Annotated in this window: 12 protein-coding genes; 11 read left to right on the top strand and 1 reads right to left on the bottom strand. The window is 64.9% G+C overall.

Going from position 1 to position 13,364, the window contains the following annotated elements:
- Positions 1-21: 21 nt before the first annotated feature.
- Complete coding sequence (locus IEQ11_RS20200) at positions 22-1,137, bottom strand: PilT/PilU family type 4a pilus ATPase (RefSeq protein WP_036104874.1); 1,116 nt, start codon at positions 1,135-1,137, stop codon at positions 22-24.
- A gap of 98 nt (positions 1,138-1,235) precedes the next feature.
- Between IEQ11_RS20200 and IEQ11_RS20195 the strand changes: the two genes are divergently transcribed.
- The 11 genes from IEQ11_RS20195 (at position 1,236) to gmd (ending at position 13,356) form a co-directional block, all read left to right on the top strand.
- Complete coding sequence (locus IEQ11_RS20195) at positions 1,236-1,616, top strand: DUF4398 domain-containing protein (protein ID WP_046657865.1); 381 nt, start codon at positions 1,236-1,238, stop codon at positions 1,614-1,616.
- On the top strand, positions 1,613-2,254 hold the full coding sequence (locus IEQ11_RS20190) for a hypothetical protein (RefSeq protein WP_191823535.1): 642 nt from the start codon (positions 1,613-1,615) through the stop codon (positions 2,252-2,254). The genes IEQ11_RS20195 and IEQ11_RS20190 overlap by 4 nt, the downstream gene beginning before the upstream one ends.
- A 625-nt stretch (positions 2,255-2,879) precedes the next feature.
- The gene (locus IEQ11_RS20185; RefSeq protein ID WP_031371506.1) at positions 2,880-3,095 is read left to right on the top strand and encodes an HP1242/YdcH family protein; all 216 of its coding nucleotides are present in this window, start codon (positions 2,880-2,882) and stop codon (positions 3,093-3,095) included.
- A 389-nt stretch (positions 3,096-3,484) separates the two neighbouring features.
- Positions 3,485-4,855: a pyridoxal-phosphate dependent enzyme gene (locus IEQ11_RS20180; RefSeq protein ID WP_191823534.1), complete on the top strand. Its 1,371-nt coding sequence runs from the start codon at positions 3,485-3,487 to the stop codon at positions 4,853-4,855.
- 502 nt (positions 4,856-5,357) lie between these two features.
- A complete protein-coding gene (locus IEQ11_RS20175; RefSeq protein WP_191823533.1) occupies positions 5,358-6,539 on the top strand; it encodes a cystathionine gamma-synthase in 1,182 nt (393 codons plus the stop codon).
- A gap of 177 nt (positions 6,540-6,716) precedes the next feature.
- Positions 6,717-7,979, top strand: coding sequence for a glycosyltransferase family 4 protein (locus IEQ11_RS20170; RefSeq protein ID WP_228465008.1), 1,263 nt, complete (start codon positions 6,717-6,719; stop codon positions 7,977-7,979).
- Between the two features lie 17 nt (positions 7,980-7,996).
- Positions 7,997-8,788 carry an ABC transporter permease gene (locus tag IEQ11_RS20165; protein ID WP_191823531.1) on the top strand — a complete coding sequence of 264 codons (792 nt, stop codon included), beginning with the start codon at positions 7,997-7,999 and terminating at the stop codon, positions 8,786-8,788.
- Positions 8,785-10,053 carry an ABC transporter ATP-binding protein gene (locus IEQ11_RS20160; protein ID WP_191823530.1) on the top strand — a complete coding sequence of 423 codons (1,269 nt, stop codon included), beginning with the start codon at positions 8,785-8,787 and terminating at the stop codon, positions 10,051-10,053. The genes IEQ11_RS20165 and IEQ11_RS20160 overlap by 4 nt, the downstream gene beginning before the upstream one ends.
- A complete protein-coding gene (locus IEQ11_RS20155) occupies positions 10,050-11,462 on the top strand; it encodes a methyltransferase domain-containing protein (RefSeq protein WP_191823529.1) in 1,413 nt (470 codons plus the stop codon). The genes IEQ11_RS20160 and IEQ11_RS20155 overlap by 4 nt, the downstream gene beginning before the upstream one ends.
- Entirely contained in the window at positions 11,459-12,385 is a 927-nt protein-coding gene (locus IEQ11_RS20150; RefSeq protein ID WP_191823528.1) for a GDP-mannose 4,6-dehydratase, read from the top strand. The genes IEQ11_RS20155 and IEQ11_RS20150 overlap by 4 nt, the downstream gene beginning before the upstream one ends.
- Positions 12,382-13,356: a GDP-mannose 4,6-dehydratase gene (gene gmd / locus IEQ11_RS20145; protein WP_057922514.1), complete on the top strand. Its 975-nt coding sequence runs from the start codon at positions 12,382-12,384 to the stop codon at positions 13,354-13,356. Before IEQ11_RS20150 ends, gmd begins: the two co-directional genes overlap by 4 nt.
- The last annotated feature ends 8 nt before the right edge of the window (positions 13,357-13,364 follow it).

Raw genomic sequence — 13,364 nt, 5'->3', positions numbered from 1 at the left:
TCCTGTGCACTCACTGCTCGCTCAATGAGCGGCAGTCGCGTCATACATATCCGCATACGGATCGTGCTCGCCGGTGCCGCCCTCGGACAGGCGGAACTTCAGCGCCAGGCCGTCGCGCGAGTCGGCCGCCTTGAGCGCCTCCTCCATCTCGATCCGGCCTTCCTTGTACAAACGGAACAGGCACTGGTCGAACGACTCCATGCCGTCTTCCAGCGATTCTTCCATCGCCTGCTTGATCTCGTGCACCTGGCCGCGGCGCATCAGATCGCGCACGTGCGGGGTGTTGATCAGGATTTCCGCCGCCGGCAGACGCCGCCCGTCGACGCCGACCACCAGCCGCTGCGAGACCACCGCCTTGAGGTTCAAGGCCAGGTTCATCAGCACGTTCTTGTGCGCCGACTCGTTGAAGAAGTTGAGGATGCGTTCCAGGGTCTGGTCGGCGTTGTTGGAGTGCAGCGTCGCCAGGCACAGGTGACCGGTTTCGGCGAACGCGATCGCCGCCTCCATGGTCGTCGCATCGAGGATTTCGCCGATCAGGATCACGTCGGGCGCTTCGCGCATCGCGTTCTTGAGCGCGTTGTGGAAGGCATGGGTGTCCAGGCCGACCTCGCGCTGGTTGACGATCGACTTCTTGTGCTTGTGCAGGTATTCGATCGGATCCTCGATGGTGAGGATATGGCCGGCGGTGTTGGTGTTGCGGTGGTCGATCATCGAGGCCAGCGTGGTCGACTTGCCCGAGCCGGTCGAACCGACGATCAGGACCAGCCCGCGCGGCGCCATGATGATGTCCTTGAGCACCTGCGGCAGCTGCAGCTCCTCGATGCTCGGGATGATGCTGCGGATGGCGCGGATCACCATGCCGACTTCGCCGCGCTGCTTGAACACGTTGATGCGGAAGCGCCCGGCGTCGGGCAGGGCGAGGGCCATGTTCAGTTCGAGATCACGCTCGAACAGCGGGACCTGGCCTTCGTCCATCAAGGAATAGGCGATTTTCTTGACCATGCCGGGCGGCAGGCCGGTGTTGCCGAGCGGGTAAAGACGGCCTTCGACCTTGATGTACACAGGCGCGCCAGTCGTCAGGAACATGTCCGACGCGTTCTTTTCCGTCATCAGCTTCAGGAAATAGCCGATGTCCATGCATTCATACCCCTTGTTGACGGCGCGCGCCGTTGCAAGCACGCTGCCGGCCTGACGACAATGTCCGTGCGTCATCCCTTCCGCACAGCGCTCCCCTAATGACCGCAAGCTTCGCACAATTTCGTTTGCCGCTGCTGGCCGCAGTTCTCGCTTCCGCCCTGGCCGGCTGCGCGTCCACGCCTCCGCCCACCGGCGAGCTGTCCGCCGCGCAGCAGGCGGTGATGCGCGCCGACGATGCCGACGCCGACCAGTACGCGCCGCAGGACCTCAACGCCGCGCGCAGCGCGCTGAGCGGGGCCCAGGGAGCGTTGTCGCAGGGCAAGGACGAGGACGCCCGGCGTCTGGCCCTGACCGCCACGGCCGAAGCCGACCTGGCCCTGGCCCGCAGCCGCGAGGCCAAGACCAGCGCCGAACTCAACCAGCGCCGCGCCGAGATCGCCGAATTGCGCCGCCGCCTGCAGAACGGAGCCGGCCAATGAGCGCGTTCGCCGACCTCCGCCGCGGCCTCGCCGTGCGCACGCTTGCCGCCACGGTCCTGTCCCTGGCCTGCGCCGCGGCCTTCGCCGCGCCGCCCGACGATCCCGATATCGCCCGCCTGAACCAGCGGGTGATCGTGATCGAATCCAATCCCGACGCCGCCCAGTACGGCGCCTTCGAGCGCCTGCGCGCGCGTCAGGCCATCGACGCGGTGCGCGCCGCGCGCAGCCGCGATCGCGCCTGGGCCTTGCGGATCGCCGATCGCCGGGTCGAAACCGCCGAAATCGTGACCCGTACCCAATTGGCCCAGCGCGAGGTCGATCGCCTCGACCGCGAGCGCAGCGAACTGCTGGTCGAAGCCAGCCGCCGCGACGCCGACCGCGCCCGCGCCGAGACCGAGCGCCTGCGCGTGCAGGCCCAGATCCAGGCCGAAGAGGCCGAGCGCCTGCGCCTGGCCGCCGATCAGGAAGCCCAGGCCCGCGCCGAGGCCGAGGGCCTGCTCGACAACGTCGCCGGCCAGCAGGCCGCCAAACTGCGCGCCGCGCGCGAGCGCGACGCCGAGCTGGCGCGCAAGGAAGCCGAGCTGATGGGCGAAACTCCGCCCAAGCCGGCGCCCAAGCCCAAGCCGAAGAAGAAGTAAGCCGGAGGCGGGCCAGCGGCCCGTCCCGATGCCGGACTCAAGCCGCCCCCGCGGGGCGGTCTATGGGCCGCGTCAATCTGGACCCGAAGCCCGCTGTCGCGTGCCGGCCAGCGCTGCGGCGCGGACCAGGGTCGGGCGATCCCGCCTTTCCCAGGCCCCGCCTTTCATTCGCGCCATCTGGCGTCCCGCCATCAGCCACCTTGCCGTAGCGGGAGACTCGCTCCCGACGAACGGCCGTGGCGATCAAAGCCACATTCCAGCTGCGATTCGCAGCGCGATCCATGCACCGAATGTGTGTGAGTTATTTCTTTGTAATCAAATGGTTAAGCGCCGCTTGCGGTCCGGGCCGGCGAGTCTGGCCGTAGCCTGAAACCGTTTGCAGTCCACCCTTGCCGGATCCGGATCGCAGGAGTAGGGTCGATTATCCGAGCGGTTCTACCGCCGCTTGGCGAAGAGTCAGGCCGATGAGCGATACGCCCTTTCCGCAGGATCCCGCCGCCGCACATTCGCGCGCGGCCGGCCTGTGCGAAGCCGGCGCCGCGCCGAGCCCGACGCACCTTACGGTCCCCCGCAACGCCCTGGTCTCGCGGCCGGGGCGTTTGCATTCGTGCTGAAGGAGGCTTTCATGTTCGAAGAACAACCGCAGCCTGAAATCGACGCGCTGATCAAGAGCAACCCGGAATTCAAACAGCTCTACCAGCGCCACAAGGATCTCGACAAGAAGGTGATGGACGCCGAGCTCGGCGTGCTGCCGATCGACGACACCACCTTGGGTCAGATGAAACGCGAGAAGTTGGCTGCGAAGGATCGGCTGATCCAACTCTACGATCAGCAACATTGAAGCCCATCGCATGCGTGCGGCCCACCCGCGGGTGAGGCGGCCGCGCATGCAGCGCAGCCGGCGCGATGCCGGTTGCGCACCGGCCGGGCGCGCAGGCCCCGGCTCAGTCCACACGGACCCGACCCGCCCGCGGTCGCGGCTCCAGGCTTAGCGCGGGCGGCGGCGGTCATCCTCGTCGATCGCTGCCGCCCGCGGCTACCACTGCAGCGATGAACTCACCGCAAGCCGACGGGCGCGGTGCGGCCCCGGTCTGCGCCGGCGACCGCTGCGCGCATCGGCGCCATGAAGGTGATATCCCGGGCGTTCGCGGCTCCGCGAGGAGGCGCGCACCACGGCCCGGCGGCTAGAATGGTCCGATTCGCCGCACGGTAGCGGCTGGCAGGAGCCGCATGGCCATTCACTCCTCGGTACTCGAACTCATTGGCAACACCCCGATCGTCAAGGCCCAGCGCCTGGACACCGGCGTGTGCGAGCTGTATCTCAAGCTCGAATCGCAGAACCCCGGCGGTTCGATCAAGGACCGCATCGGCCTGTCGATGATCGAAGCGGCCGAGAAGGCCGGCAAGATCAAGCCCGGCGACACCCTGGTCGAAGGCACCGCCGGCAACACCGGCATCGGCCTGGCCCTGGTCGCGCAGCAGAAGGGCTACAAGCTGCTGCTGGTCGTGCCCGACAAGATGAGCCGCGAGAAGATCTTCAACCTCAAGGCGATGGGCGCGCAGGTGGTGCTGACCCGTTCGGACGTGGCCAAGGGTCATCCGGATTACTACCAGGACCTCGCCGAGCGCATCGCCGGCGAAACCCCGGGCGCCTACTTCATCAACCAGTTCGGCAACCCCGACAACCCGGCCGCGCACGAGTTCGGCACCGGTCCGGAAATCCTCGAACAGATGGGCGGCGAGCTCGACGCCATCGTGTTCGGTTGCGGCAGCTCCGGCACCATGACCGGCCTGTCGCGCGCGTTCGCGAAGTTGTCGCCGGCCACCGAGTTGATCCTGGCCGATCCGGTCGGCTCGATCCTCGAGGAATACATCAACCGCGGCACCTTGTCGGACAAGTCGGCCAGTTGGATGGTCGAAGGCATCGGCGAGGATTTCCTGCCGCCGATCTCCGACTTCACCCGGGTCAAGAAGGCCTACGCGATCAACGACAAGGAAAGCTTCCTGACCGCGCGCGAGCTGCTGGAAAAGGAAGGCATCCTCGGCGGCTCCTCGACTGGCACCCTGCTGGCCGCGGCGCTGAAGTACTGCCGCGAGCAGGCCACGCCGAAGAAGGTGCTGGTGTTCGTCTGCGACACCGGCAACAAGTACCTGTCGAAGATGTACAACGACTACTGGATGCTCGACAACGGCTTCATCCAGCGCGAACAGCACGGCGATCTGCGCGATCTGATTCTGCGTCCGTATTCGCAGCGCGACACCGTGGTGGTCGGCCCGAACGATCTGCTCGTCACCGCCTACCAGCGAATGAAGTTGTACGACGTGTCGCAGCTGCCGGTGATGGACGGCGAGCACATCGTCGGCATCGTCGACGAAAGCGATGTGTTGCTGCACGTGTACGGCGACGAATCGCGCTTCCGCGATCCGGTCTCGACCGCGATGGTCAGCAAGCTCGACAAGATCCCGGTCGCCGACCCGATCGAATCGTTGCTGCCGGTATTCGACCGCGGCCATGTCGCCATCGTCATGGACGGCGACAAGTTCCTCGGTCTGATTACCCGCATCGATTTATTGAATTTCCTGCGTCGGCGCGTGCAGTAAGGCCGGGCTCCGGGCCACGGGCCCCATGTCCCCGGGGCGCTGCGGTGCCCTGACCCGAATTGCCCGAAACCTCGAGAAGAGTCCTTCTCCCGCTCGCGGGAGAAGGTGCCCGAAGGGCGGATGAGGGCGCGCGCCCTCACCCCAACCCTCTCCCGCAAGCGGGAGAGGGGGCTTGAAGCTCGGGGGCCGCCTCGCCAGGGCGGGGCCATGCCAGCCGCGATCCTTATCGGTCAAGTGAGTCCGATCCCCGCGCGAGCAGCAGCAGAAATTCGCCAAAACCACAGCCAAACCGCCGCTTTCGCCCGAGCCACCCCGCCCAGACCGCGCATTCAGCCCCGTCCGACCGCCGCCCAACGTGGCCGCCGTCGCAAATACCCGCCACCCGCACACCCCGCCTGCACGCTGCCTGAAGTCCGGGCCCGGGCGGACAGGCGCTCACGGCCGCAATGTTAAACTTCGCGGTTGCGCCAACCGGCGGAATGCCGCCCCTGGGAAGTACTCAATGAGCCAACAACCGCCGCAAGGCGATGCCCGCAAATACGGCATGGGCACACTCGCCATTCACGCCGGCCAGTCGCCCGACCCCAGCACCGGGGCGGTGATGCCGCCGATCTACGCCACCTCGACCTACGCCCAGAGCAGCCCCGGCCAGCACCAGGGCTTCGAGTACTCGCGCAGCCACAACCCCACTCGCTTCGCCTACGAGCGCTGCATCGCCGGCCTGGAAGGCGGAACCCAGGGCTATGCCTTCGCCTCCGGCCTGGCCGCGACCTCGACCATCCTGGAGATGTTCGACGCCGGCAGCCACGTGATCGCGATGGACGACGTCTACGGCGGCACCTACCGCCTGTTCGAGCGCGTGCGCCGCCGCAGCGCCGGCCTGGACTTCAGCTGGGTCGACCTGAGCGACACCGCCGCGTTCGAAGCCGCGATCCGCCCCGAGACCAAGCTGGTCTGGATCGAGACCCCGACCAACCCGCTGCTCAAGCTGGTCGACATCGCCGCCATCGCCGCGATCGCGCGCAAGCGCGGCCTGGTCGTGGTGGTCGACAACACCTTCTCCTCGCCGATCCTGCAGCGCCCGCTCGAGCTGGGCGCGCACATCGTCATGCACTCGGCGACCAAGTACCTCAACGGCCACTCCGACATCGTCGGCGGCATCGCCGTGGTCGGCGACGACGCGGACCTCGCCGAACGCATGACCTTCCTGCAGAACGCGGTCGGCGGCATCCAGGGCCCGTTCGACAGCTTCCTCGCGCTGCGCGGCCTGAAGACCCTGCACCTGCGCATGAAGGCCCACTGCGAAAACGCGCAGGCGCTGGCCGAATGGCTGCAGACCCACCCGTCGGTCGAAAAGGTCATCTACCCCGGCCTGACATCGCACCCGCAGCACGAACTGGCCAAGCGCCAGATGCACGGCTTCGGCGGCATGGTCAGCATCTACGTCAAGGGCGGCATGGACGGCGCGCGCCGGATGATGGAGCGCTGCGAACTGTTCACCATCGCCGAATCGCTTGGCGGCGTGGAAAGCCTGGTCAACCATCCGGCGGTGATGACGCACGCGTCGATTCCGCCCGATCGCCGCGCGGCGTTGGGGATTACCGACAATCTGGTGCGGTTGAGCGTGGGCGTGGAGGATTTGGCGGATTTGCGGGCCGAGCTTGAACGCGCGCTTGCTGCCTGACCGTCCGCCGATGCGATCGTGGCTAACGAGGCTCGACTCTTGAACTCCGACGTGCGCGTGAGTAGCGGCACGGGCTTGCTGCTACTGAATCTGGCTGCCTGGATTCGGCGGCAGGCTTGGTTGCAAGTGCTGTACCGGCGTCTTCCGCGAGTCCTGCGCGACGGCGTCTCGCGCGCGATGTCCGGTCGGGCCCAGCAGCGTGCGCGCTTCGCACGCACGCCCGCCTGGGATCGCGCGATCGTCGACCCGCCAGCGCCGGTCGCGTCGGTCGCGCCGGAGTACGCGTCCGCCGCCGGGGTCAATCTGTTCGGGTATTTCCGTGGTCAGTTCGGCCTGGCCGAAAGCGCACGCATGTACGCGCGCGCTCTGCTCGACAGCGGCTATCCGGTGGCGTTGCACGACATCGATATCGATTTGCCGCACGTGCTTGACGATCGAAGCCTGCAGGGACAGATCGGGCAGGACACGCCGCACCCGGTGAGCATTGTCTTCGTCAATCCCGATTACCTGCCCAGTGCGATCGAGCACATCGGCGAGGCCCGCATGCAAGGCCGTTACCTGATCGGCTGCTGGTTTTGGGAGTTGCAGGAAATCCCGGCGGCATGGCTGCCCGCGATTGATCGGGTGGACGAGATCATGGTGGCGTCGGAATTCGTCGAGCAGGCGTTCCGGCGAGTCACCCACAAGCCGATCCTGCGCGTGCCATTGCCTCTGAACGAAGTGCCCGATAGCGGCCTGCAACGCGAGGACTTCGGCCTGCGGCCTGACCGCTTCGTGTTCCTGTGCACGTTCGATTTCAACTCCTGGGTCGCGCGCAAGAATCCGCTCGCGACGATCGATGCGTTCCGGCGGGCGTTTCCGTCCGATCGGACAGACGTGCAATTGCTGTTGAAGTCCAGCAACGGTCATCGCCACCTGGAAACCTTCCGCGCCCTGCTCAACGAAGTCGCCGGCGATTCGCGCATCGTGGTGCGCGATGAAGTGATCGACCGCGCGCATGTGCATGCCTTGCAGCGCTGCGCTGACGTCTATGTGTCGCTGCACCGTTCGGAAGGCTTCGGCCTGGGCCTGGCCGAATGCATGGCCCTGGGTAAGCCGGTGATCGGTACCGACTGGTCGGGCAACCGCGACTTCATGAACGAACGCAACAGCTGCTTGGTCGGCTATCGGCTGGTACCGGTGGGTGAAGGCGAGTATCCGCACGAGCCGGGCGCGCATTGGGCCGAAGCCGACGTGGATCAGGCCGCCCGGCATATGCGTCGGCTCGCCGACGATCGCGATTTCGCCGCGACCCTCGGCCGGCAGGCGCGCATCGACGCGGTGAACCTGCTTTCGCCGCGTCTGGCGGCGCAGCGGATAGCGCAGCGTCTGCAGGCGCTGGGCATGCAACCGAAACCAATCCGCGACGACGCATCCGCGTTCGCGCCGTCGAATCGCTAACCGAGAGAACCCAACGGATGTCTGCATTACTCAGGGCCGCATGGCGGTATCGCGGATTCATCGTTTCATCGGTGGTCAACGAGTTCAAATCACGTTTTTCCCGCAGCGCCTTCGGCGGGGCGTGGATCATCCTGCAGCCGTTGGCTCAGGTGCTGATCTTCGCCACCATCCTGTCGAACGTGCTGGGCGCGCGACTGGAGGGGGTCGGCAGCAAGTACGCCTACGCGGTTTACCTGATCTCCGGCATCCTGTGCTGGTCGCTGTTCGCCGAGATCGTCCAGCGCTTGCTGATGGTGTTCATCGACCATGGCTCGCTGCTGAAGAAAATGCAGTTCCCGCGCATAGCCCTGCCGATGATTTCGGTAGGCTCTTCGCTGGTCAACAGCATGGCGCTGTTCTGCGTGATCATGGTGATCCTGCCGATCTTAGGCGTCTATCCGAACGTGCATTACCTGTGGCTGCCGGTGTTGATGGCGCTGACCGTGGCGCTGGCCACGGGCGTGGGCCTGATCGTGGGCGTCCTGAACGTCTTCGCCCGCGATGTGGGGCATGTGATGGGCGTGATTCTGCAGTTCTGGTTCTGGGTCACGCCGATCGTCTATCCGATCAAGGTGGTGCCGGAGGCATTCAAGGTGACGTTGTTGTTCAACCCGGTGGCGCCGTTGGCCATGGCCTATCACGACATCATCGTCTATCAGCGCGCGCCACAGCAGAGCCTGTGGAGTGTGCTGGTCGCAACGGTGGTCCTGCTGATGGTGGGCATGTTCCTGTTCCGCCGTGCTTCGGCAGAAATGGTGGATGTGCTATGAGCGCCGTTCTTACCGTCAATCAGGTCGGCAAATCGTACGTCGAATACCGTAGCGAACTGCAGCGTTTCGCGCGCTGGATGGGCGTGCCGGTGGTTCCGCGCGCCGAGCACTGGGTCATACGTCATGTGACGTTCTCGGTGAACCAGGGCGAATCGATCGGCATCATCGGCCAGAACGGCGCGGGCAAGAGCACCTTGCTGAAGATGATCACCGGCACTACCAAGCCGAGCGAAGGACAGATCGCTTTGCACGGCCGGGTCGCGGCCCTGTTGGAACTCGGTCTGGGTTTCAGCAGCGAGCTGACCGGACGCCAGAACGTGATCCATGCCGCCGGCCTGATGGGCCTGCCGCAGGACCAGATCGAAACACTGCTGCCGGAGATCGAGGCGTTCGCCGAAATCGGCGAGTACTTCGATCAAGCCGTGCGTACCTACTCCAGCGGCATGCAGATGCGGGTCGCGTTCAGCGTGGCGACCGCGGTGCGTCCGGACGTATTGATCGTCGACGAGGCGCTATCGGTCGGCGATGCCTACTTTGTGCATAAGTGCTTCAAGCGCATTCGCGAATTCCGCGAGGCGGGCACGACCTTGCTGATCGTCTCGCACGATCCCTCGGCGATCCAATCGCTTTGCGACCGCGCGATCCTGCTCGACGGCGGCCGGGTGGTGCTCGACAGCGACCCATACGAAGTTTTCGACTATTACAACGCTCTGATCGCCCAGCGCGAGAACAGCACCGTCAAGACCGAGGCCGCGGTCGAGGGGAAGATCTCGACCGAATCGGGCACCGGTGAAGCGGTGATCACCCAGTTGCAATTGCTGGACGCGACGGACGCCCCAGTGGAGTACGTGAACGTGGGGCAGGCGGTGACCTTGCGGGCGAAGGTTGCCGTGCATCAGCCGGTGGAACGGCTGGTGTTTGGGTACATGATCCGCGACCGCCTGGGCCAGGCGATCTTCGGAACCAATACCCACCACACCAAGCAAGCCCGCGATCAGTTGCGGGCGGGAGACGAGGTGGAATATCGGGTAAGTTTCCCGGCCAATCTCGGCCCTGGCACCTATTCGTTCTCGGTCGCGCTGTCGAGCACCGAAACCCATCTGCAAAAGAACTATCACTGGCGCGATCTGGCGCTGATATTCACCGTGGCCAATCTGGACAAGGACAATTTCGTCGGTAGCGCGTGGATCCCACCGACTATCGTCGTGCGGGAAGTTGGTTCCGGTCAGGCCGTACCTGTGCAATCGGGCAAGGTGATTTCGTGAGTCAAAAACCTGACCCGAAAGATGTCTATGGCGTGATGCGTTCGGTAAGCGCGCGCTTGAGCGAATCCGTTCCGCTCGGTTCGATGCCGGCGAAAGACGATGGCGACGCGGCTGTCGCGCGCATGCTCGCGAGGATCGACGACGAGCTCGATGCGCGCTCCGGCGGTGCCGGATCGTCCAGGAGGGGGTCGTATTGGCGTTCCGTCTCCTACACGGTGCCGGCCAAACGCCAGTACGTGCTCGGCGAGTTGCTTGTCCCGTCCGACGCGAGCTTCGTCGAGACGGCTTATCGCACCGTGCTCAGGCGGGCACCCGATCCGGACGGGATGACGTATTTCCTCGAGGAATTGCGCGCGCGGCGTCTGACCAAGGTGGAAATTCTCGGGGCCCTGCGCTGGTCCGAGGAGGGCATGGCCAAGCAGGTTCATATCGACGGCCTGTTGATACCGTTCAGGTTGCAGAAACTCAAGCGCAAGCCGATCGTCGGCAAGCTCGTGTCGTGGGCGCACGCGCTGCTGCGGCTGGGGGCTAACCACGATCGCCAGCAAGTCCTGGACACGGTGCAGGCCCAGGAATCGCATGAGCTGGGCCGCCACATCAATCTGCTGGTCGACGAAATCGCCGAGCTGCGCGGCCAAAACGCGAAGTTGCGCCAGAGCATCGGCGAACTGATGCCGATGATGGAAACGGCCAAGGTCGCCGAGCGCGACGAGGCGCGTATTCGCGAAAAAATGGACGCGCTCTATTCGGCGTTCGAGGAGCAGTTCCGCGGTTCGCGCGAACTGATCCGGGCGCGAATCGAACCTTATCTGGAATGGATCCGTGAAGTCGGGGCCGGCACTTTGGAGGCGCCGGTGCTGGACATCGGCTGCGGCCGGGGTGAATGGCTGGAACTGTTGGGCGAACACGGCCTGGAGGCCAGCGGTATCGACCTGAACCACGATTTCGTCGCCAGTTGCAAGGGCACCGGGCTGAAGGTCGTAGAAGGCGATGCGGTCGAGGTGCTGCGTCGCATGCCGGAAGGTTCCGTGGGCGCGATCACATCGATGCATTTGGTCGAGCACCTTCCGTTCGAGCGGGTGGTGGAACTGGTCGAGGAAAGCCTGCGGGTCCTGCGTCCTGGCGGATTGCTGTTTCTGGAGACGCCGAACCCGGAAAACCTGCTGGTAGGCGCGCACTATTTCTATATGGACCCGACTCATCGCAATCCCCTGCCTTCCGCGATGCTGCAATGGTTGGTGGGGAACCGTGGCTTCACCGATGTGCGTGTGGAGCGCTTGAGCGCACATCGCGAACTCAACGCGCCGCCCTTGATTGCGGACGATTTGCCTGGAGCGAAGTCGATCAATGACATGCTGTGGTTACTGAACGTGGGGCCGGATTACGCGGTCCTGGGGAGGCGCCCATGAGCCGGCGCGATGGCCCGAAGCGGTTGCTGGTGACCGGGGCCAGGGGCTTTGTCGGACGCTATGTCCATGACGCGGTCGCGGCGGGCGGGTTCGGAGCCTGCGAATTCGTCACGCCGGTTGGAGACTGGGACATTCGCGATGCCGATGCGGTGGCCGATGCGGTGGCCGAGTCGCGCCCCGACGCGGTGCTGCACCTGGCCGCGCAAAGCTTCGTGCCGCGTTCCTTCGAGGCTCCGCGCGAGACCTTCGATATCAATTTCCTGGGCACGCTGAATCTGCTGCAGGCGCTCAAGCGGAACCGGTTCGCCGGGCGATTGCTATACGTCAGTTCCGGCGATGTCTACGGGCAGGTCGCCGAGGCGGACTTGCCGGTGACGGAGGCGCTGATGCCCGCGCCGCGCAACCCCTATGCGGTCAGCAAGGTCGCCGCCGAGCAACTGTGCTTGCAATGGCAGCGCAGCGAGGGGCTCGATGCCCTGGTGCTGAGGCCGTTCAATCACATCGGTCCCGGTCAGGCGGCCCACTTCGTGGTTCCGGCGCTGGCGGGCCAGGTCGCGGCGATCGCCGATGGGCGCCAGGAGCCGGTGATCGACGCCGGCGATATCGACACTACACGCGACTTTACCGACGTGCGCGATATCGTTGCCGCCTATGCTGCGGCGCTCGAGCGGGGCGTGTCGGGCGCCACCTATCTGGTCGCGTCCGGGGTCGAACGCAAGGTACGCGATCTGCTCGAGCTGATGTGCCGCATCGAAGGGGTTTCCGTGGATGTCCGGCAGGATCCGAGCAAATTACGACGCGCCGAGCAACGTCGCATGGTCGGAAATGCCGGCGCCTTGCGCGATGCCACGGGCTGGGTTCCAAAGATCGCTATCGAAACCACTCTAAAAGACATTCTTCAGGACGTACGGACGCACTCATGAGCAACAAGAACGCATTGATCACTGGTATCACCGGCCAGGACGGCGCTTACCTTTCGCAATTGTTGTTGTCGAAAGGCTACGCGGTATACGGCATCCTCGCTCGGCGCAGCAGCGATACCCTCTGGCGCTTGCGCGAGTTGGGAGTCGCCGATCAGGTGACGTTGCTGGATGGCGACTTGACTGATTTGTCGTCGTTGATTCGCGCGATGGACGTCTCCAAGGCCGACGAGGTGTACAACCTCGGCGCCCAGAGTTTCGTCGGATCGTCCTGGCAGCAACCGCTGCTGACCGCGCAAGTCGATGGCGTCGGCGCGCTGAACGTGCTCGAAGCGGTGCGTATCGTCAATCCGAAGGCGCGTTTCTATCAGGCGTCGACCAGCGAAATGTTCGGTCTGATCCAGGCCGAGATGCAGGACGAGACCACGCCCTTCTATCCGCGCAGTCCTTACGGCGTGGCCAAGCTGATGGCCCACTGGGCGACGGTGAACTACCGCGAAAGCTTCGGCCTGCATGCTTCCAGCGGCATCTTGTTCAACCACGAGTCGCCGCTGCGCGGTATCGAGTTCGTGACCCGCAAGGTCACCGACGCGGTCGCGCGGATCAAGCTGGGTCAGCAAAAAGAGCTGCGCCTGGGCAACATCGACTCCAAGCGCGACTGGGGTTTCGCTGGCGACTACGTCGAGGCGATGTGGCTGATGACCCAACAGGCCGAGGGCGGCGACTACGTCGTGGCCACCGGTGAGACCACGACCGTGCGCAAGATGTGCGAAATCGCTTTTGAACACGTGGGTTTGAACGTCAACGACCATTTGATCATCGACGAGAAGTTCTTCCGTCCCGCCGAAGTCGACGTACTGCTTGGCAACCCGGCCAAGGCCAAGGCCAAGCTCGGTTGGTCGCCGAAGACCAGCTTGCAAAAGCTGATCGAAATGATGGTCGAAGCGGACCTGCGTCGCTTGACGACGCGTTGAAGGACAGG

The organism is Lysobacter capsici (assembly GCF_014779555.2).
GTDB lineage: Bacteria > Pseudomonadota > Gammaproteobacteria > Xanthomonadales > Xanthomonadaceae > Lysobacter > Lysobacter capsici.
Note: the sequence above shows the minus strand (reverse complement) of the source record. Positions and strands in the feature narration are given on the sequence as shown.

Excerpts from the sequence above, each read along its gene's own strand:
- IEQ11_RS20200 (WP_036104874.1), bottom strand. The coding sequence starts at position 1,137 with ATGGACATCGGCTATTTCCTGAAGCTGATGACGGAAAAGAACGCGTCG.
- IEQ11_RS20195 (WP_046657865.1), top strand. The coding sequence starts at position 1,236 with ATGACCGCAAGCTTCGCACAATTTCGTTTGCCGCTGCTGGCCGCAGTT.
- IEQ11_RS20170 (WP_228465008.1), top strand. The coding sequence starts at position 6,717 with ATGTCCGGTCGGGCCCAGCAGCGTGCGCGCTTCGCACGCACGCCCGCC.
- IEQ11_RS20175 (WP_191823533.1), top strand. The coding sequence starts at position 5,358 with ATGAGCCAACAACCGCCGCAAGGCGATGCCCGCAAATACGGCATGGGC.
- IEQ11_RS20190 (WP_191823535.1), top strand. The coding sequence starts at position 1,613 with ATGAGCGCGTTCGCCGACCTCCGCCGCGGCCTCGCCGTGCGCACGCTT.
- IEQ11_RS20150 (WP_191823528.1), top strand. The coding sequence starts at position 11,459 with ATGAGCCGGCGCGATGGCCCGAAGCGGTTGCTGGTGACCGGGGCCAGG.
- IEQ11_RS20165 (WP_191823531.1), top strand. The coding sequence starts at position 7,997 with ATGTCTGCATTACTCAGGGCCGCATGGCGGTATCGCGGATTCATCGTT.
- IEQ11_RS20185 (WP_031371506.1), top strand. The coding sequence starts at position 2,880 with ATGTTCGAAGAACAACCGCAGCCTGAAATCGACGCGCTGATCAAGAGC.
- IEQ11_RS20160 (WP_191823530.1), top strand. The coding sequence starts at position 8,785 with ATGAGCGCCGTTCTTACCGTCAATCAGGTCGGCAAATCGTACGTCGAA.
- IEQ11_RS20180 (WP_191823534.1), top strand. The coding sequence starts at position 3,485 with ATGGCCATTCACTCCTCGGTACTCGAACTCATTGGCAACACCCCGATC.
- gmd (WP_057922514.1), top strand. The coding sequence starts at position 12,382 with ATGAGCAACAAGAACGCATTGATCACTGGTATCACCGGCCAGGACGGC.